The organism is Limnohabitans sp. (genome assembly GCF_031539175.1).
Taxonomy (GTDB): domain Bacteria; phylum Pseudomonadota; class Gammaproteobacteria; order Burkholderiales; family Burkholderiaceae_C; genus Limnohabitans.
In genome coordinates this window covers 38,168-55,210 of the sequence record NZ_JAVKLQ010000012.1, presented here as the reverse complement: position 1 = coordinate 55,210, position 17,043 = coordinate 38,168, and the positions used below count along the sequence as shown (strand labels likewise).

Genomic DNA, 17,043 nt, shown 5'->3' with positions numbered 1-17,043 from the left:
GTATCGTTCTTCTCGGCTGAGGTGCTTGTACATTGGGCAATTTCGATTTGGCGGTTAAAGCGGCCATGATGCTCTCGCATCCTCAGCCACCTATAACCAGTTCATCTTTGTTGCACTTCGTCCTTGAATCCGCCCTATTTTTATTGAGGATTACCAACCTGCTCGCTGGGCATTGCGCGCATGCAACAGCTTGCTCGTTTTTCTAGTTGTATTACCTGTATTGCATTGGTCAGGCCAGCCTTACTTGGCACTGAAGATTGGCAATATCGGCATCCCACTTGTCATGGTCTTTTTGACCATCACCTTGCTGAGCGCATGGCAGGAGAAGGTTCACAGGCCCATTCCCTTGAAGTTCATGCTCTTTTACCTGTGTTGTTATAGCCTGACCAACTCCATGCTTCCGCTGATACATTTGGGCTGGATCAATGCGAACATGATCGCCGTGTTTGGCTCCTTGGCACACACGGTGTTTGATGGCGTCGTCATGTTTTTCGTGATGCAGTTCCGAGCCCGAAAAATGGCAAAGGAAAAGCAGCAAGCCACATTGGATCTGTTTAGTAGCCAAGAAAAAGCTAAGGCAGAAGCGCGACATCGCGAAGAACAAAGCCAACTGTTTGCCATGTTGGCGCATGAAATGAAAACGCCATTGGCGACCTTACGCATGTGGATGGAAAGTGGCCCACTTAAACGCGAAACCATGGAGCGCACCATCGCCGACATGAACCAAGTGATCGAGCGTTGCGTGCACACGGGGCAGTTGGCCGACCAAGGCTTGCAACCGCATTTGCAGAGTGTGACCCCTGTTGAACTCACACGCGCTTGTATCTTGGCCTGTCGCATGCCTGATCGCATCGATTTTTCAACCCCAGACCGAGATGAGGCACTGCAGACCGATGCACAAATGCTGTCGATCGTTTTAGGTAATTTGCTCGACAACGCCTGCAAATACGGTGCACCCCAAAGCCGTATTCTTGTAACGCTGGCATCGACTGAACAAAACGGTCGGCCTGGCTGGCTTTGGCGTGTCGAGAGTGAGGTCGGACCGGCGGGCTTGCCAGACATAAATCACCTCTTTGAAAAGTATTACCGCAGCCCTCAAGCACGCCGCCTGTCCGGCTCAGGCTTGGGATTGTTTTTGGTCAAAGGTTTACTTGACTTATTGCAGGGCACGATCACTTATGAGTCGCGGATTGACCATACGGTATTCAGCGTTTGGCTTCCGGAAAAGCTAGATAAATGTTAGTTTTTGTTGGGAGTCAACGCCTCAAAATTACAAAATTGTCAAAAACGGTATCGACGACCTGAATGACAAGCCCTATGCAAAATGCAGCCCTGAAGATTCTCGTGATCGAGGACAACGATGAGTTGCGCGAAGCCACGCTCACTTTTTTGCAAAATCAGGGCCATTACGTCCGTGGTGTGCCGATGGCCGAGGACATCAACGATGTCACTGGTGGCTTTGTGCCTGATGTCTATGTGATTGATCTGAATCTTCCCGACGAAGATGGCCTAAGTCTCACACGACGCTTGCGTGCGTCACAGCCTAATGTAGGGATCGTCATCACAACGGCACGCGCAAAAATTGGCGAAAAAGTAGAGGGATACGAAAGTGGTGCAGACCTCTACCTGACCAAGCCAGTGCACCCGCAAGAACTCATGGCCGGCGTAGCCGCCTTGGGTAAGCGCCTGCGAACCACCTCCACTTTAGACAATGTGTTGGTGCTGCATCTCTCACGGCTGTCGCTCAGGGGCCCAGACGGCACGGTGGATATGACAGCAAGCGATGTGCAAATTCTTTGCGCGCTGGCTCGTGCGCCAGGTCATAGCTTAGAGCGCTGGCAACTCGCTGAGATCATTGGCGCCAGTAATGACAATGCGCCTTCGGCTGCATCTATGGAAATGCGCATCGCGCGCCTCAGAAAGAAACTGGCAAGCGTGGGCGCAGCACAGCCAAGCATCAAAGCCATGCATAAGATCGGCTACACCTTGTGCTGTCCTGTGGTGTTGCAGTAACCAACTTGCTAAAGCATCCATCAAAGCAATAACACCCCAAGGCTCGATGGACCAATGGGGCCGTTCAAAATCAGGAAACACGGCCAACTATGACTAAGCCCAGCACATGGGTGGCGCGGTCTATGTGTTTTTAAGAGGCATCAACGCGCAAGGCGCGGGGGTGCATTTGCACCAACCACCTCAGGCGTTGATTGAAGCTCTTGATGATTTTTTTATAAATGGCTCGTGAAAAATACCAGCCGCACCTGCACTGAAGTAAGCAAGCTAGCCAAACAGTTCGTTTCATCGACCACACCCCTCGCCAGATACGGGCAAAAGAGCTGCGCGCTGAATTTAAAAAATCACTTGAGGTGTTTTTAGAGGTGTGTAGAGAAAAAGGCATAGCGCCACGCCGCAATTTTTCGGGCAAGTTCAATTTGCGTATTCCCACCGAGTTGCACGAAAAGCTGGCCATCGTGGCGCAAGCTGAAGGCAAGAGCATCAACACGTTGGCACAAGAAGCTTTGCTTCAGCGAGTGGCTGCATAAACCCAAACCGCCCCTGCGGTAGTCAAGCCATGATCGCCGTTGGTAGGCGCGTTTATGCCTCAATGCCAAGACCGCGTCAGCAACTCATCCAACGCGTCTGCAATTTCTTGCCCGTGGTCTGCCAACGAACCCACACATTCGCCCAACTGATCCACGGCCACAGACACCATGTCCAGCGGGTGCAACACCAGCACTGCACCACGCACTTTGAAACTCGGGTTCATCCGCGAGCCCGCGATGCCAGCAGGCAAAACACTGCGGCGCACCAAGGGTACGACGACACGGCGGCGATAGCCGTCAAACAAAGAAGACTGAACCACCACCACGTAGGGGATGGTGTCCTTTAACGGTCCTTTGTTTTTGTGAAGATCGAATTGCGCCATCAGAGTGTGGAATGTTCATCGGCAAAAGAGCCAACGTCTGCATGCAACGCATTCCAGCCTGCCACAGCTTGATCCGCTTCTTGTTGACGGTTGAGCCGCGCAAGCTTTTGCTCAACAACATAGGCGGAGAGCAACTCTTCAGCCGTCGCAGACAAATTCGAGGTGTAGCTTTTGAGGTCTGCCACCAAACCTTCGCTCAAAGTCAGATTGACAGGGCGTTTGCGTGATGCAGCGGTGGCTGTGTTGATGCGTACCATGGTAGGTCCTTTGTAAGACTATGCGCATTTTATGCGCATAGACCTAAAGCATATCACCACGAAAACTCAAAGGTTAAGGGTAATTTTTAGAATGGCTTTATGTATCGTTTTATCAATGCCATTGGATTTCAAGCTGCTTGGTGGGCCTGTGTGGCCGGGGTGGCGCATGGCTTTGAAATTCCGGCCTTGATGTTTGGCGCGTGCCTCGCGGGTGCGCATCTTGTGTACACAGAACACACGCGGCAAGACATGCGACTGGCCGCATGGGCGCTTGGCATCGGCGTGGTGGTCGACTCGCTGCTTCAATATTTTTCAGTGATGCACTTTCGCGGCCTGTCCATCTTGGGGCTCAGCCCGCTGTGGCTGTGGATGCTTTGGGTGATGTTTGCCTTGACACTGAACAGCTCAATGGCCTTTTTAAAAACCAAGCCTCTGGCGCTGTCTGCGCTGGCGGGCTTTGTTTTTGGACCACTCACGTATTACGCAGGCGCTGAGTTGGGTGCGGCATCATGGGAGGGCTCGAGCTTTCCATTTCTGACGCTCGCACTCGCTTGGATGGTGGCACTGCCCAGCTTGGTTTTTCTCTCCAGAAAATGAATCAACAACCCACGAGGTTTTCCATGATGAATCGACGACTGCTTTTGCTCACAGGCATCACCACGACGGTGAGCGCCGCCAGTTTGAGCGGCTGCGCCAGCCCCACGGTGGACGATTACGCGGCAGAGAAGCCGGTGCTCGATTTGAAAACTTATTTCAACGGCATGGTGGATGCGTGGGGAATCTTCACCGACCGCAACGGCAAAGTTGTCAAACGCTTCACGGTCGAGATGACGTGCCATTGGCAAGGCAACCAAGGCACCTTGGATGAAACCTTTGTCTACACAGACGGCACCCAAGAAAAACGCATTTGGCAGCTGACCGATCAGGGCAACGGCGTTTACTCAGGCACGGCGGGCGATGTGGTGGGGGTGGCGCAAGGTCAAGCGCGAGGCAACGCGTTCAATTGGCGCTACACCTTGGCCTTGCCTGTGGACAGCACCGTGTTGAACGTGCAAATGGACGACTGGATGTACCTGATGAACGACCGCGTGATGCTCAACAAAACCCGCATGACCAAGCTTGGCATCCATTTGGGCGATGTCACCTTGTCTTTCACGCGCAGGGCTTGACGCATGCGTGCCGAGAAACTCAATGCCGCTCACATTCAGGACGGCGTGGCCAAGTTGGATGCGTGGACGCTCGACGCGATCAACCAGATCATTGAGAAAACTTGGACGTTTGACAGCTTCCCAACCGCCATGGCATTTTTTGCACAAGCTGGTGCACTGGCTGAGCGGCTCGACCATCATCCTGAATTTTTGTCCACCGACACCCGCATGCGCGTGCGCCTGTGGACCCATGACGTCAATGGCTTAACGCGCCTAGACTTTGAACTCGCAGCCGCCATCGATGCCTTGGTAACGGCTGAGTTTTCGGCACGATTGAACAACACGGAGCCCCCATGCGCCTGAAATATCTCACGTTAGCCGCGGTGTGCGGCTTCTTTGCCTTTTGGGCACAGGCCAGCGACTTGTCGGAGAAACTTGAGTCCAGCGATTACGTGTTGTTGATGCGTCACACCCGCGCCCCTGGCCTTGGCGACCCACCGCGTTACACACTGGACGACTGCAAGACCCAACGCAACCTCAGTTCTGAGGGGCGCAGCCAAGCGGTGGTGGTGGGCAATTGGCTCAAGAAGCAAGGCGTCAAAACTGCCGATGTGCGCAGCAGCGCGTGGTGCCGATGCAAAGACACGGCCGAGCGACTGAACTTCAAAGGGTTCAAGGTAGAGCCCACCTTGGCCTCATTTTTTGACGACATGGACCAAGCCCCAGAAAGAACGCAAGCCCTGCAAAAGTTCATCGCCGAGCGGCGTCAAAGCAAGGGGCCTCAAGCGCTCATCTTGGTCACGCACCACGTCAACATCCATGCGTACATGGGCGAGAACATCGCCTCCGGCGACATGGTGCTGGCCAAAGTCGATGGCCAAGGAAAAATGCTGTCTTACCAACTGATTCCAAGACCCGACTGAACGTGGACAGCGGGACTACCCGCTAGCAGTTCGCGCGGCGATGGTCAGCCACGGCATGGTCGTCAAATTTCATGTCTGGGCTGCGAAGCGCGCGGTGCTTGGTGACGCGACCCCGCATGCGTGTGCGCCACATCTTGAACGAACGCGGCGTGAGCTCAGCCCGCATCAACCGAATCACCTCAGACTCCCCCAAGCCCATGCGCTCTTGGATGGTCTCAAACGAGGTTCTGTCTTCCCACGCCATTTGAATCACGGCCGAGCGGTCGCCCAAACTCAAACAGGCCAATCGGTGGGTAGAGGATGTGTGCATAGAGGGGCTATTTTTAGGCACTTAGCTGCGCAAAACCATGTGAACTCTAAAATTGAAAGTAATTTCGATAAAAAATCTACGCAACCCCTACGCAAAGGTGCCATTTTGGATTCCACACACGGCCACTCAACCCCCCTTTATCGCATTGGCGCGGTGTCCAAAACCACGGGCATTCCGGTGTCCACCTTGCGTGTGTGGGAGACCCGTTACGGCGCCTTCAGCCCTTTGAAAACGCAAGGCAAGCAACGCTTGTTTGAAGAGGTCGATGTGTCCAAAGCGTTGCTGCTCAAGCAGCTGTCGCAAGCTGGGCACGCCATCAGCGCGATTGCCAATTTGGATCTGGACCAGTTGCGCCGAATGAGTCTTCGGTCCAACTTCACAACGCCCAACTTGGCCGAACCCCATCAGCCCATGTCCTTGGCCATCGTGGGTTTGAGCATGGCGAATCGGCTGGAGTCCAGCAAGTTCGCTCAGAACTGGCGGCACCAGACCCTGCCCATCACCCACGTGTGGGTCGATTTGGCCACTGCCAGTGCAGCCGACATGGAAGCCTCAGACACGCCACGGGTCTTGCTCATCAAAGTCAACACCTTGCAAATGGCGGTGCACGACGCCATCCAAGCCCTGATTCAAAAACACAAGTTCGCGCAAACCGTGGTGCTCTACCACTTCGCGACCGATGCGATGGTTCAAGCCATGACACTGTCGGGTCTGACCGTTCGACGCGAACCCTTGGCAGACAACGAGTTGGCGGAACTGTTGCAGTCGGTGTTGGGTGCCCCCCCCTCTCGCCAAACAGACTTCGACACAGCGGGGCCCGTGATCGCCGCACGCAAGTACTCGGATGCAACCCTCAGCCGCGTAGCAGGTATTTCTAGCAACGTGCTGTGCGAATGCCCGAGGCATGTGGCCGAGCTGATTTCGCAACTCGCCAGCTTTGAGCAATACAGCCAAGAATGCTTGAACAAAAGCGCAGACGATGCGCACCTTCACGCTTACTTGCGCACCATTTCTGGCTCAGCGCGCGCGTTGTTTGAGAACGCCCTCGAAAAGATTGCACACCACGAAGGCATTGATTTGAACGAGCCTGCGCCATGAAATCGTCCTTCAAAGGCAACAAGCAAAGCCTGCCCAGCAAGCCCTGCGCCGCCTGTGGGCGGGATATGACCTGGCGAAAAGCATGGGCCAAGAATTGGGAGCAAGTGCTGTACTGCTCCGACGCTTGCCGCAAAAACAAACCCAAGCCAGCCGCCCAGTCATGACGTACAGCTTGGTGTGGTTCAAGCGCGACTTGCGCTGGCAAGACCATGCAGCGCTGGCTGCAGCGGCCAAGCAAGGGCCGGTGCGCTGCATGTATGTGATCGAACCTGAACTCTGGTTGCAACCCGATGCCGCGCTGCAACACTTTGAGTTTGTGCGCGAATCGCTGCAAGCGCTCAACGACGCACTGCATGCGCAAGGCGGCTGCGTAGAGGTGCACATGGGTGAACTGCCCGACGTGCTGACCCGCATTTGGCAACAAGCGCCCTTTCGCCAGTTGCATGCGCACCAAGAGACAGGCAATGGCTTCACCTACGAGCGTGACCTCAAAGTCGGCGCTTGGTGCCGAGCCCATGGCGTGGGGTGGCACGAGACCCCGCAGTTTGGCGTGGTGCGCGTGTTGAAAAACCGCAACCTATGGCAAGCCGCATGGGAAAGGCACATGGCGGAGCCCGTGCATCACGTCGGGGCGTTGCAGTTTTGGCATCCCAACACACGCAGCACCGCATGGTGCGCGCCGTCGGAGATGCAAGCGCCCGAGCATCTGCAACACAACCCGCCGTTGCGCCAGCGCGGCGGCAGGCCTTTGGCACTGGCCACGTTGCAAAGTTTTTTGACGGCACGCAGTTTGGGCTATCGGGGCGGCATTTCATCGCCGTTGTCTGCGCCCGATGCCTGCTCGCGCCTGTCGGCGTACTTGGCTTGGGGCTGCATCAGCATGCGCGAAGTTGTGCAGCAAACGCGCGCGCAGATCGCGCAACTGCCGCCACAAGCCACCCGCCACCGCGCGGGGCTGACCGCCTTCATCAGCCGTCTGTACTGGCACTGTCACTTCATTCAAAAACTCGAAAGCGAGCCCGCCATTGAGTGGCAAAACATGCACCGTGGCTATGACGGTCTACGTGAACACGACTTCGATGAAGCGCTCTTTGAAGCCCTCAAAGCCGCCCGCACCGGCTGGCCCATGGTGGACGCATGCGTCACCATGCTGCGCGAAACCGGTTGGCTGAACTTTCGCATGCGGGCCATGCTGGTGTCCGTCGCGGCCTACCCGCTGTGGCTGCATTGGCGGCCTGTGGGCGAGTGGCTGGCCACGCAATTTTTGGACTACGAACCGGGCATCCACTGGAGCCAGTTGCAAATGCAATCGGGCACCACCGGCATCAACACCACGCGGGTGTACAACCCCATCAAGCAAGCGCAAGACCACGACCCCCACGGCCAATTTGTGCGGTACTGGCTGCCCGCCATGCGCCGTGTGCCCGACACGTGGTTGTTTGAGCCGTGGCTGATGCCGCCCATGGTGCAAACCCATGCCGGCGTGCAGCTTGGCGTGGACATCGCAGAACCCATCGTGCCGCTGGCCGAGGCCACGCGCGCGGCCAAGCAGCAATTGCACGGGCGACGTCAAACGGCAGAGGTCAAAGCGGGCAAACAAGCGGTGGTCGACAAGCACGCTTCACGCAAGACCATGGGCCAAAGAAAAACCTCGCGCGCGGCGTCTTCGTCGACCGCCACCGATGCCAAGCAACAACTGGGATTTGATTTTTGAGCGCGAGGCGTACAGCGCCAAAGCCTGCTTGTCTCCAAGTAAACTGCCTGTAAAAGCCACCCCCTGTGGCACTGCATGGCATGTCCACCACACCCACACTCTCTCCTCTGCTGCAATCGTCTTGGGCACAGACTGCCCCCCTGACGGGCCTCGACAAATCTTTGGCCAACCTGCTGCAAAGCAAGCACCCCAGCGATGACCCGCGCCACATTTGGCTGGCTGCGCTCACCAGCCACCAATGGGGCCGAGGCCACGCCTGTTTGGACTTGGCCAGCCTGTCCTGCGAAGCCGCCGCGCTGCTGGGCTGGAGCGACGAGCAAGTGGCCCTGCTCCCTGCTGATCTGAGCGAAGCTGCGGCCACGTTGCCTTGGACGCAAGGTGAAGCCAGTCCCTTGGTGCTGGTAGAAGACACAAAGCGTCGCGTGCGCCTGTATTTGCGCCGCGCTTGGGCCGCCGAGCAAAACATTCGCCAGCGCATCACACAGCGCTTGGCCTTGCCTTGCGACGTCCCCCCCGACTTGCAGCAGCGCCTAGACGCCCTGTTCACCCCCACCAACACCGACGCACCCGACATGCAGCGCTTGGCCTGTGAGGTGGCGGCCAAAAACCGCATCACCCTCATCACGGGTGGCCCGGGGACAGGCAAAACGACCACGGTGGTCAAACTGCTGGCCTTGCTGGTGGGCACCGCGTCGCGCGACTTGCACATTCACCTCGCCGCGCCCACGGGCAAGGCTGCGGCGCGTTTGACCGAGTCCATCGGCAAAGCGCTGATCCGCATGCCCGCTGACGTGCAAGCCCGCATTCCCACCCAAGCGCAAACCTTGCACCGCTTGTTGCAAACCCACAACCGTGCCAACCCCACACACCAGCTCGCCACCGATGTGGTGGTGGTCGATGAAGCGTCGATGATCGACCTAGAAATGATGGCGCGCCTGCTGCAAGCCGTGCCGCCCTCGGCCCGCCTCATCTTGCTGGGCGACAAAGACCAACTGGCCTCCGTCGAGGCCGGTGCGGTGATGTCGCAGCTGTGTACCGGCACTTTGCTGCGCGCACAAACCGTCACGCTCACACACAGCCACCGCTTTGACGCCCAAAGCGGCATTGGCCAATGGGCACAGGCCGTGAACCACACCTCGGCCAACAACACGCCCGCACTCAAAGCCTTGTGGAAAGTAGCCCCCGACTGGCTGGCCAGCTTGCCCCTGCAACAGCGCTTGGACGGCGACACGCCCGAGCCCGATGTGACGCGCTTGCAACTCAGCAGCGCCAACGACCCGCGGTTGGCCGTGGGCCTGCGCCACGGCTGGCACACATGGCTGACCTTGCTAGAGGCACATCGCCCCAGCAAAACACGGCCTGCCGCCCCTTGCAGCGATGCACAGGCTTGGGCGCTGCTCAATGCCTTCACCGAGTTTTGTGTGTTGTGCGCTGTGCGCGAGGGCCCATTGGGGGTCATACAACTCAACAGCACCGTCCAACGCGCCTTGGGGCTCGGTGACAGCACTTGGTACGCCGGTCGGCCCGTCATGGTCACGCGCAACGACTACGCGCTGAACCTGATGAACGGCGACATTGGCCTGTGCTTGCCCGATGCCCACGGTGTGCTGCGTGTGGCTTTTGCCGCCAGCGCAGACCCCTCAGAACCGCCCAAAGCCCAGCTTTCGCCGGTGCGTTGGGTCATGCCCTCGCGTTTAGAAAGCGTGGAAACCGTGTTCGCCATGACGGTGCACAAATCACAAGGCTCTGAGTTCCGCCATGTGCTGCTGGCCTTGCCTGCCCAAGAGTCGCCCGTATTGACCCGGGAATTGGTCTACACCGGCCTCACCCGCGCCCGAGAACGCCTCACCCTGTGGGCCCCGAACGTGGGCATTCTGTGGAATGCGTGCGCACGACGCGTGATGCGGTCGGGCGGTTTGGACCACCCAGACAGCGGGGGCCCATCAGTCCCCTGATCTTTAGACACAATAGCGCTATGCCCATGAATCCTTACCTTGCCCAACTCGAACAGCTGGCTGTGCCACTGGCCATTGCGGCCTTGATATTTGTCTTTGCGATTTTGAGCTTTCAAAGGTGGACGGCCCGCATCGCCAGCGTGCGTCACCAAGTGCGCGAGCTCAACGACTGGCTGGCCGCCGCCACCGGCAGCAGCCGTGACGCCTTGCTGCAAGCCGAGCGCAAAACACCCGACGACGAGTTGAAGTTTTTGCTGCGCGAAACCGAAGCCGGTTTGATCGACTTGCCCGCGCAACAGGGAGCAAATCAAGGCCAACGCGCCAGCTACAGCTTTCGCAGCCACGCCGACACGTGGACGGTGCGCAGCGTGTTGGGGGGCCGACTCAACTTGGCACTGTTCGAGACCATGCCCAACTTGCTGATTGGCTTTGGTTTGATGTGCACCTTCATCTTTTTGGCGGTGGCGTTGCAACAGGCCGGTTTGGCCTTGAACGCCTTGGACGTGTCGGCGCGACAGCAAGACCAAGCCCTGCAATCGCTGATCGCGACAGCAGGCGGCAAGTTCATCACCTCGATTGCGGGTTTGTTGTGCTCGCTGGTGTGGAACTGGCGTGCCAAGATTTCGCTCGAAAACCTGCAAACCAGCATCGACACGCTGTGTCACACCCTGCGCGCACGCGTGCCCGACAACGCGGCTGAAGCGAGTGTGCGCATGCAACTCGCGCTGTTCCAAGACATCTTGGACGAAAACCGCACCCAAGTGGGTCAACTGCGCCGTTTAGAAGGCGACTTCGCCGATGCCGTGGGTGAGTCATTGGCGCGCAACATGCAACCCGCATTTGACAAGCTCGCCACCTTGGCCGACAGCATTCAAATCTCCAGCCAAAGCTTTGGCAATGCCGGCACCCAAGCCGCAGGCGAACTCAGCAAAGCCGGTGCGGCGCTGACGCAGGGCATGGAGAGCGGCCTGACGTCCTTCAACGACGCCGTGGGCATGCTCACGCAAGCCGTGCAAGCCACGCGTGGCACGGTGACCGAACTCGACACCGCCCTAGAACGCATCAACCATTCGGGCCACCAAGGCGCCATTCAACTCGAGTCCTTGCTCAGCAAATTTGGCCAAACCATCACCACGGTGCAAAACGCCATGCGCGGTTTAGAGGGCACGGTGGGGCTGATCCAACAAACGGCAGAAGCCTTCAAAGGCAGCGCCAGCACCATCGAGAATTCGGTGGCCTTGCAACGCGCCGCCGCCACCGATTTCAAAGACGCGTTGGTACCCATGAACCAAGCCTTGGGCCGCACGGTGGAAACCCTGCAAACCAGCGCCCAAGCCGCCGACTCGGCCTTGGGCCAAGTCCGCACCCACATGCAAGACGCGCAAGAGGCACTGCAAGGCACCGTCAGCGCCATCACCCAAGGCGTGTCGGGCTACACCAACCAAGTGGCTGAGCTGCACATCAAGATGGACCAGCACTTGGCCACGGCCGTGACCCAACTCGGCGGCAGCATCAGCAACTTGGAAGAAGTGCTGGATGAGTTCATCGACGCCCTGCCTGTCAAACGCTGAATGTTGAACGCTCCACCATGCTGATTCAACGCCGCCGCCCCTCCGCCGTCAACGAACAGGTCGAAGAGTCGGGCTACATGGCCTCGGCCAGTGACTTGATGATTGGCCTGCTGTTCATCTTCATCGTCATGGTGATGGTGTTGCTGGCCCGCAAGCCAGAGTTGCCCACCGACGTGGCGCCGCCAGACCCACTGGCAGGCGTGGTGCAAGCCATTGGCAGCCGCTTGCAAAAAGCCGGTGTACCCGTGGCCATCGACCAAGCCTCGGGCGTCATCACCTTGCCCACCGATACCTTGTTTGCGCGCGGTCGCCCTGATTTAGAAGCCAACGGCGTGCGCGCCCTGCGCCAATCGGCCGAGCAGCTGCAACAGGTGCTGCCGTGCTACATCTATTCGCAGCGCCGCCAATTGCCGGCCAACTGCCCACCCAACCCGCAGCATGTCGAAATTGAAACCGTGCTGATCGAAGGCCACACCGACTCGGTGCCGCTGCAACGTGGCGACTACAGCAACTGGCATTTGGGACTCGACCGCGCCCGCGCCGTGTACAAAGAGCTCAATGCTGGACCGATGCAACACTTTCGCAACGAGCGCGAGCAACCCGTGTTTGGCATCAGCTCCTACGCCGATGAACGCCCCAGCAGCAAAAAAGACGCCGCCCAAAACCGCCGCGTCGAATTGCGCTTTGTGCTGGCCTTCCAAGCCGGTGAGAGCGCGGCCGCCAAAGGCGCGACCAGCACCTTGAAAAAGATGCAAGAAACCGTGCGCTGAAAGCGCAAGCCTTCATGACTGCGTTGTTTGCGTCCCTGCCCCTCGACTTTGACCAGCTGGCACTGGCGGTACGCGTCAAGCGCGGCAATGGCATTGGCAACGACCCCGATTTACGCAGCGTGGGCGAACGCACCTACGCGGCCTTTGAAGCCGTCAACTTCGCGCCCTTACTGCCCCATGCGGCTCGGCAGGCGCTGTCCTCAGACACCGAAGAAACACCCACGCCACGTCTGCGTGACTGGCGCCACATTCCCTACGCCCTGTGGCTCAGTGGCGGCAGAGGCTTGGACGCCCAAACGGCCTTGGTCGACCGTTACTTGGCCCAAACCCTGCACGAAACTGTGCGCAGCCGCCGCCCCATGCGTTGGGGCCGCAGCATGTTGCACACCTATTGGCAGCACTTCGATCTTGAGAACCCAGTGCTGCTCAAACTCGCCAAAGCCGCCGGTACTTTCTTCAAGCAGCCTCGGGTGATCCAAGCTTTGGAAGGCGGTCAATCGGCGGGCTTGGTCCGTCTGGTCACCGAACTTGACATGTTTGATCCCAAGCTAGGCCCGACCAACATCGCCCGCGACATCTTGAGCCTGCCACCGCAGATCAGCTTGGTGCAATGGCAAACACAGCACGACTTGAGCGATGGTTTTTGGCTCAGTCCGTTTTGCCGCCAAGCCTTCATGCATGCACTGGATGCCCCTGAAGACGTGCGCAGCAGCTTGGCCTACGTGCAGCGCTTGTGCGAGTGGGCTGTCCATGCCCCCAACACCGATGCGCGTCGCTTTCGCTACCCGCTGTGCCGCGACGACTTTGCCTACAACTTGCTCTCACCGTGGTTTGAACGCTCGCCGCCACCCGAGTTGCAAAACGCGTTGCTATCTGAACTGCTGCGCACCTTGGGCGACCCACGCCACGACCACGCCGGTTGGCTGGGCGTGCGACGCGAGGCCATTGCCACCGCCAGCCGCTGGTTGACCGCACGCACCTTGGATGCGTTTTTTGACATTCTGAAACACACCCAAGACGACATCGGCCCTTACCGCCGCCAGTTTTGGCAAGCCTATTCGCAAAGTGGCCACATCAGCGAGGCGTGGGTGGCTTTGGGCGAAGATGCAGCGGCCCAACTGGCCCGCATCGACCCTGCGGGCGAACTAAGCTACGCCCAAATTTTGGGCAAGATCGCGCCCAACCAAAGCGTGCTCATGCTGCGCATGGGTGATTTGTTGTTTTGCGACTGGAGCCACCAAGGCCGTCTGCGCGCCATCAACGCCTTCAACCGACAAGCGCCCAAACTCTACATGCCGCGCTACGAGTTGTTCGAGCTGCGCTTTGCCACCCCCTTGGACTTCAACCAAGGTCAAGACCAAGACCCTGGACTGCTGCACACCGGCTCCAAGCAGGGCACGTGGCAAGACACGGCGCGCCAATTCATCGCCCAGCATCTCAACATTCACCTGTCCTTGGCAGATTTGATGCCCATCCCCACAACCTAATCCGATTTTTTCAAAGGAAGACCCCATGAGCGAAATGCCAGAAACCGAATTGCCAGAGCACGGCAACGACCCCTTTCGTACCCGTTGCGCCATGCTGGTGTCTTTGTTGGCCATGGTGCTGGCCATTGCCAGCTTGGGCGGCAACAACGCCGCCAAGGAAACGATGGTGCACAACGTCTTGGCGGCCAATGCGTTTGCGTTCTACCAAGCCAAGAACATCCGCCAAACCGATTACAAAATCGCGGCTGATGACATACAGGTTCAACTCGCCCAAGACAAGCTGAGCCCAGCCGCCAAGGTTTTGCTCGAGAAAAAATTGGCGGATTACCAAAAGAACATCGCCCGCTACGAGTCAGAACCTGAAACCGGCGACGGCAAAAAAGAACTCATGGCCAAAGCCAAAGAACATGAGCACGAGCGGGACATCGCGATGCAACAAGACCCGTGGTTTGACTACGCCGAAGCCTTGCTGCAAATTGCCATTGTGTTGACTTCGGTGGCCATTCTGACCGGCGTTCGTACGCTCTTTTGGGTGCCCAGTGGGCTGGGGTTTTTGGGGATTTTGTCAACCATCAATGGTTTTCTCTTATTGATTTAAGAGTTGTCACTTAAGCGCGGGACAACCCTAGGGACAACGCGCTTGTCAGGCCCGAATCAGTCAGACCCTTGTAAGAGCACAGCCCCACAGTCGTGGGGTTTTGAAAGCTAGCCGTCTAATAAAGAGGAGACCGTTTCTATGAGCGACATCACCATTCACTTGCCATCCGCAGAGTTCGTTAAACAAGCCAACGTGTCCGGCATGGCCGCTTACGAAGCCTTGTGCAAAAAAGCTGAGACTGATTACGAAGGCTTTTGGGCCGACCAAGCCCGCGAACTGCTGAGCTGGAAAACCCCCTTCACCAAAGTGCTCGACGAGAGCAACGCCCCTTTCTTCAAGTGGTTCGAAGACGGCACATTGAACGCCTCTTACAACTGCTTGGACCGCAACATCGAAAAAGGCTTGGGCGACAAAACCGCCATCATCTTCGAAGCCGACGGCGGCGAAGTGACCAAAGCCACATACAGCCAACTGCTGGCCAAGACTTGCCAATACGCCAACGCCTTGAAATCGATCGGCGTGAAAAAAGGCGACCGCGTGATGATCTACATCTCCATGTCGATCGAAGGCGTGGCCGCCATGCAAGCCTGTGCCCGTATCGGCGCGACCCACTCGGTGGTGTTCGGCGGCTTCTCAGCCCAGTCGTTGCGCGATCGCGTGGAAGACACAGGCGCTATCGCCATCATCACTGCAGACCAACAAGTGCGTGGCGGCAAAGCCCTGCCTTTGAAGGCCATCGTAGACGAAGCCCTGACTTTGGGTGGTTGCGACTCTGTGAAAAACGTGTTGGTGGTCAAGCGCACCGGTGGCGACGTCGCCATGGTCGCAGGCCGTGACCAATGGTTGGGTGAGTTGGCTGACCAACAAGCCACCACCTGCGAACCCGAATGGGTGGGCGCTGAGCACCCCCTGTTCTTGCTCTACACATCGGGCTCCACTGGCAAGCCCAAAGGCGTGCAACACAGCACGGGCGGCTACTTGCTGCATGCAGCTTTGACCACCAAGTGGACGTTTGACTTGAAAGCCAACGACGTGTTCTGGTGCACCGCCGACATCGGTTGGGTCACTGGCCACACCTACATCACCTACGGCCCCTTGGCTTTGGGCGGCACTGAGATTGTGTTTGAAGGCGTGCCCACTTACCCAGACGCTGGCCGTTTCTGGAAGATGATTCAAGACCACAAAGTCTCGATCTTCTACACAGCACCAACAGCCATCCGTTCACTCATCAAAGCGGCGGAAGCCAACGATGCTGTGCATCCCAAGAGCTACGACTTGTCTAGCCTGCGTTTGTTGGGTTCAGTGGGCGAGCCCATCAACCCAGCCGCTTGGGAGTGGTACTACAAGCACGTGGGCGGCAGCCGCTGCCCGATCGTCGACACCTTCTGGCAAACAGAAACCGGTGGTCACATGATCACCCCTCTGCCAGGCGTGACACCGATGGTTCCCGGTTCTTGCACACTGCCCTTCCCCGGCATCCAAGCCGCTATCGTGGACGAAGCGGGCAACGACATGCCTAACGGCCAAGGCGGTATCTTGGTGGTCAAGCGCCCATGGCCTTCGATGATTCGCACCATCTGGGGTGACCCAGAGCGCTTCGTGAAGAGCTACTACCCAGAAGAATTCAAGGGCAAGTACTACTTGGCTGGGGACGGCGCGATCCGCGACGAGAAAACTGGCTACTTCACCATCACTGGCCGTATCGACGACGTGTTGAACGTGTCTGGCCACCGCATGGGCACGATGGAAATCGAATCGGCCTTGGTGAGCTGCACCGAGTTGGTGGCTGAAGCCGCTGTGGTGGGTCGTCCTGACGACACCACCGGCGAAGCCATCTGCGCGTTTGTGGTGTTGAAGCGTTCACGCCCCACAGGCGACGAAGCCAAAGCGATTGCCAAAATCTTGCGCGACCACGTAGGCAAAGAAATTGGCCCCATCGCCAAGCCCAAAGACATCCGCTTCGGCGACAACTTGCCCAAGACTCGCTCTGGCAAGATCATGCGCCGCTTGCTGCGCAGCTTGGCCAAGAACGAGGCGATCACACAAGACATCTCGACACTGGAAAACCCAGCCATCTTGGACCAGTTGACTGATAACCACTGATCGAAACCGATCAACGCATCAGGCCCTGTCTCAGAGCCTGATGCCCCAACAAAAAGCCCGCTGAAATTTCAGCGGGCTTTTTGTTGGGTATTCGCTGTTCGGTAGCTGTCGCCCTTTGTATAAAAAAATCACCCCGTCTATCGCTTGACTGCTTTGCAGACGTTCAGGTCGATCTGTCATTTACAA

At 57.9% G+C, this 17,043-nt stretch carries 19 protein-coding genes; 16 read left to right on the top strand and 3 right to left on the bottom strand.

Features of this window, described 5'->3' with window-relative positions:
* The first annotated feature begins 394 nt into the window (after positions 1-394).
* The 3 genes from RMS95_RS02805 to RMS95_RS02795 all read left to right on the top strand — a co-directional run bounded on the left by RMS95_RS02805 (position 395) and on the right by RMS95_RS02795 (position 2,540).
* Entirely contained in the window at positions 395-1,243 is an 849-nt protein-coding gene (locus tag RMS95_RS02805; protein WP_310643394.1) for a HAMP domain-containing sensor histidine kinase, read from the top strand.
* A 74-nt stretch (positions 1,244-1,317) separates the two neighbouring features.
* Positions 1,318-2,013 (top strand): response regulator transcription factor, encoded by a 696-nt coding sequence (locus RMS95_RS02800; RefSeq protein ID WP_310643392.1) that lies wholly within the window; start codon positions 1,318-1,320, stop codon positions 2,011-2,013.
* A 350-nt stretch (positions 2,014-2,363) separates the two neighbouring features.
* Positions 2,364-2,540 carry a type II toxin-antitoxin system HicB family antitoxin gene (locus RMS95_RS02795; RefSeq protein WP_310643390.1) on the top strand — a complete coding sequence of 59 codons (177 nt, stop codon included), beginning with the start codon at positions 2,364-2,366 and terminating at the stop codon, positions 2,538-2,540.
* Positions 2,541-2,599: 59 nt separating this feature from the next.
* Here the strand turns inward: RMS95_RS02795 and RMS95_RS02790 are convergent, their stop codons facing one another.
* A complete protein-coding gene (locus RMS95_RS02790) occupies positions 2,600-2,923 on the bottom strand; it encodes a CcdB family protein (protein WP_310643388.1) in 324 nt (107 codons plus the stop codon).
* On the bottom strand, positions 2,923-3,180 hold the full coding sequence (locus tag RMS95_RS02785) for a type II toxin-antitoxin system CcdA family antitoxin (protein ID WP_310643386.1): 258 nt from the start codon (positions 3,178-3,180) through the stop codon (positions 2,923-2,925). The genes RMS95_RS02790 and RMS95_RS02785 overlap by 1 nt, the downstream gene beginning before the upstream one ends.
* A 99-nt stretch (positions 3,181-3,279) precedes the next feature.
* On the opposite strand from RMS95_RS02785, the gene RMS95_RS02780 reads away from it, so the two are divergent.
* The 4 genes from RMS95_RS02780 to RMS95_RS02765 are packed head-to-tail and all read left to right on the top strand — an operon-like array spanning position 3,280 to position 5,251.
* Positions 3,280-3,777 carry a DUF2878 domain-containing protein gene (locus tag RMS95_RS02780; protein ID WP_310643384.1) on the top strand — a complete coding sequence of 166 codons (498 nt, stop codon included), beginning with the start codon at positions 3,280-3,282 and terminating at the stop codon, positions 3,775-3,777.
* A 23-nt stretch (positions 3,778-3,800) separates the two neighbouring features.
* Complete coding sequence (locus RMS95_RS02775) at positions 3,801-4,349, top strand: DUF3833 domain-containing protein (protein ID WP_405023351.1); 549 nt, start codon at positions 3,801-3,803, stop codon at positions 4,347-4,349.
* Between the two features lie 3 nt (positions 4,350-4,352).
* The gene (locus RMS95_RS02770) at positions 4,353-4,691 is read left to right on the top strand and encodes a 4a-hydroxytetrahydrobiopterin dehydratase (RefSeq protein ID WP_310643382.1); all 339 of its coding nucleotides are present in this window, start codon (positions 4,353-4,355) and stop codon (positions 4,689-4,691) included.
* Positions 4,682-5,251, top strand: a complete 570-nt coding sequence (locus RMS95_RS02765) for a histidine phosphatase family protein (RefSeq protein ID WP_310643380.1) — start codon at positions 4,682-4,684, stop codon at positions 5,249-5,251. The genes RMS95_RS02770 and RMS95_RS02765 overlap by 10 nt, the downstream gene beginning before the upstream one ends.
* Before the next feature lie 22 nt (positions 5,252-5,273).
* Here RMS95_RS02765 and RMS95_RS02760 read toward each other — a convergent pair whose 3' ends face one another.
* Positions 5,274-5,561, bottom strand: coding sequence for a TIGR03643 family protein (locus RMS95_RS02760; protein WP_310643378.1), 288 nt, complete (start codon positions 5,559-5,561; stop codon positions 5,274-5,276).
* A 105-nt stretch (positions 5,562-5,666) separates the two neighbouring features.
* On the opposite strand from RMS95_RS02760, the gene RMS95_RS02755 reads away from it, so the two are divergent.
* The 9 genes from RMS95_RS02755 to acs all read left to right on the top strand — a co-directional run bounded on the left by RMS95_RS02755 (position 5,667) and on the right by acs (position 16,857).
* Entirely contained in the window at positions 5,667-6,659 is a 993-nt protein-coding gene (locus RMS95_RS02755; protein WP_310643377.1) for a MerR family transcriptional regulator, read from the top strand.
* Positions 6,656-6,823, top strand: coding sequence for a DUF2256 domain-containing protein (locus RMS95_RS02750; RefSeq protein WP_310643375.1), 168 nt, complete (start codon positions 6,656-6,658; stop codon positions 6,821-6,823). The genes RMS95_RS02755 and RMS95_RS02750 overlap by 4 nt, the downstream gene beginning before the upstream one ends.
* Positions 6,820-8,373: an FAD-binding domain-containing protein gene (locus tag RMS95_RS02745; protein WP_310643373.1), complete on the top strand. Its 1,554-nt coding sequence runs from the start codon at positions 6,820-6,822 to the stop codon at positions 8,371-8,373. The genes RMS95_RS02750 and RMS95_RS02745 overlap by 4 nt, the downstream gene beginning before the upstream one ends.
* Positions 8,374-8,453: 80 nt before the next feature.
* Positions 8,454-10,328 (top strand): exodeoxyribonuclease V subunit alpha, encoded by a 1,875-nt coding sequence (recD, locus tag RMS95_RS02740; RefSeq protein ID WP_310643372.1) that lies wholly within the window; start codon positions 8,454-8,456, stop codon positions 10,326-10,328.
* 26 nt (positions 10,329-10,354) lie between these two features.
* Entirely contained in the window at positions 10,355-11,899 is a 1,545-nt protein-coding gene (locus RMS95_RS02735; protein WP_310643370.1) for a hypothetical protein, read from the top strand.
* Between the two features lie 17 nt (positions 11,900-11,916).
* Entirely contained in the window at positions 11,917-12,669 is a 753-nt protein-coding gene (locus tag RMS95_RS02730) for a hypothetical protein (RefSeq protein ID WP_310643368.1), read from the top strand.
* A gap of 14 nt (positions 12,670-12,683) precedes the next feature.
* Complete coding sequence (locus tag RMS95_RS02725; protein ID WP_310643366.1) at positions 12,684-14,156, top strand: EH signature domain-containing protein; 1,473 nt, start codon at positions 12,684-12,686, stop codon at positions 14,154-14,156.
* Positions 14,157-14,181: 25 nt separating this feature from the next.
* The gene (locus RMS95_RS02720) at positions 14,182-14,754 is read left to right on the top strand and encodes a DUF4337 domain-containing protein (protein ID WP_310643364.1); all 573 of its coding nucleotides are present in this window, start codon (positions 14,182-14,184) and stop codon (positions 14,752-14,754) included.
* Between the two features lie 138 nt (positions 14,755-14,892).
* Positions 14,893-16,857, top strand: coding sequence for an acetate--CoA ligase (gene acs, locus RMS95_RS02715; protein WP_310643362.1), 1,965 nt, complete (start codon positions 14,893-14,895; stop codon positions 16,855-16,857).
* The last annotated feature ends 186 nt before the right edge of the window (positions 16,858-17,043 follow it).

What these genes read in the sequence shown, in the direction of transcription:
- RMS95_RS02805 (WP_310643394.1), top strand. Translation starts at nt 395, where the DNA reads ATGCTTCCGCTGATACATTTGGGCTGGATCAATGCGAACATGATCGCC.
- RMS95_RS02800 (WP_310643392.1), top strand. Translation starts at nt 1,318, where the DNA reads ATGCAAAATGCAGCCCTGAAGATTCTCGTGATCGAGGACAACGATGAG.
- RMS95_RS02790 (WP_310643388.1), bottom strand. Translation starts at nt 2,923, where the DNA reads ATGGCGCAATTCGATCTTCACAAAAACAAAGGACCGTTAAAGGACACC.
- RMS95_RS02785 (WP_310643386.1), bottom strand. Translation starts at nt 3,180, where the DNA reads ATGGTACGCATCAACACAGCCACCGCTGCATCACGCAAACGCCCTGTC.
- RMS95_RS02780 (WP_310643384.1), top strand. Translation starts at nt 3,280, where the DNA reads ATGTATCGTTTTATCAATGCCATTGGATTTCAAGCTGCTTGGTGGGCC.
- RMS95_RS02775 (WP_405023351.1), top strand. Translation starts at nt 3,801, where the DNA reads ATGATGAATCGACGACTGCTTTTGCTCACAGGCATCACCACGACGGTG.
- RMS95_RS02770 (WP_310643382.1), top strand. Translation starts at nt 4,353, where the DNA reads ATGCGTGCCGAGAAACTCAATGCCGCTCACATTCAGGACGGCGTGGCC.
- RMS95_RS02765 (WP_310643380.1), top strand. Translation starts at nt 4,682, where the DNA reads ATGCGCCTGAAATATCTCACGTTAGCCGCGGTGTGCGGCTTCTTTGCC.
- RMS95_RS02760 (WP_310643378.1), bottom strand. Translation starts at nt 5,561, where the DNA reads ATGCACACATCCTCTACCCACCGATTGGCCTGTTTGAGTTTGGGCGAC.
- RMS95_RS02750 (WP_310643375.1), top strand. Translation starts at nt 6,656, where the DNA reads ATGAAATCGTCCTTCAAAGGCAACAAGCAAAGCCTGCCCAGCAAGCCC.
- RMS95_RS02745 (WP_310643373.1), top strand. Translation starts at nt 6,820, where the DNA reads ATGACGTACAGCTTGGTGTGGTTCAAGCGCGACTTGCGCTGGCAAGAC.
- recD (WP_310643372.1), top strand. Translation starts at nt 8,454, where the DNA reads ATGTCCACCACACCCACACTCTCTCCTCTGCTGCAATCGTCTTGGGCA.
- RMS95_RS02735 (WP_310643370.1), top strand. Translation starts at nt 10,355, where the DNA reads ATGAATCCTTACCTTGCCCAACTCGAACAGCTGGCTGTGCCACTGGCC.
- RMS95_RS02730 (WP_310643368.1), top strand. Translation starts at nt 11,917, where the DNA reads ATGCTGATTCAACGCCGCCGCCCCTCCGCCGTCAACGAACAGGTCGAA.
- RMS95_RS02725 (WP_310643366.1), top strand. Translation starts at nt 12,684, where the DNA reads ATGACTGCGTTGTTTGCGTCCCTGCCCCTCGACTTTGACCAGCTGGCA.
- RMS95_RS02720 (WP_310643364.1), top strand. Translation starts at nt 14,182, where the DNA reads ATGAGCGAAATGCCAGAAACCGAATTGCCAGAGCACGGCAACGACCCC.
- acs (WP_310643362.1), top strand. Translation starts at nt 14,893, where the DNA reads ATGAGCGACATCACCATTCACTTGCCATCCGCAGAGTTCGTTAAACAA.